1 pseudogene is annotated in these 602 nt (G+C 60.8%); it reads right to left on the bottom strand.

Annotation, left to right across the window (positions count from 1 at the left end):
- Nucleotides 1–602, bottom strand: a pseudogene (locus HMPREF2726_RS08495) (RHS repeat family protein); the annotation flags it as partial.

Raw genomic sequence — 602 nt, 5'->3', positions numbered from 1 at the left:
TTCGGGCAGGCCGTTTCGGGCGCTCTCTTCTTTGGACGGCACTTTCCATTGGTGCTGGGCGATGAGTCGGCCGTTTTCGTTGTAGTCGAAACAGGTGATGCTGTGGCGGTTGGCGGCGCGGACGAGGTTGCCGTCCAAGTCGTATTGGTAAGCGGTTTCCTGAACTCGGTCGCCGACGTCGCGGGCGAGGGTGTGGATTAAGCGTCCCAATACATCGCGTTTGAACTCGGTAATCCGCAGCGGGGTTTGGCTGTCGAGGTCGTCTGAAAGCGGGGCGGCGTCTTTTTTGGGGACGGGCTGTCCGCCCAGTTGCGCCATCAGTTTGGCGGCGAGGGAGGCGTCGTCGCCGAATTCGCGCTGCTCGACCAGTTCGTTGCCGGCGTTGTAGCGGTAGCCGGTGAGCTTATGGTCGAAACCGCTTTCGGCAATCAGACGGTCGAGGACGTCGTAGGCAAAACGGTAGCGCGCGCCGTTTTCATTGGTGAGGCCGATTAAGCGGCGGGCTTTGTCGTAATGGTAGCCGAAGGTATGGCCCAGCGCATTGGTACGTCGGGTCGGCAGACCGTCCTGGCCGTATTCGTAGGAAGTGGTATGGCCTTCGC

Source organism: Neisseria sp. HMSC074B07, from assembly GCF_001810355.1.
In the GTDB taxonomy this organism is placed as follows: domain Bacteria; phylum Pseudomonadota; class Gammaproteobacteria; order Burkholderiales; family Neisseriaceae; genus Neisseria.
Note: the sequence above shows the minus strand (reverse complement) of the source record. Positions and strands in the feature narration are given on the sequence as shown.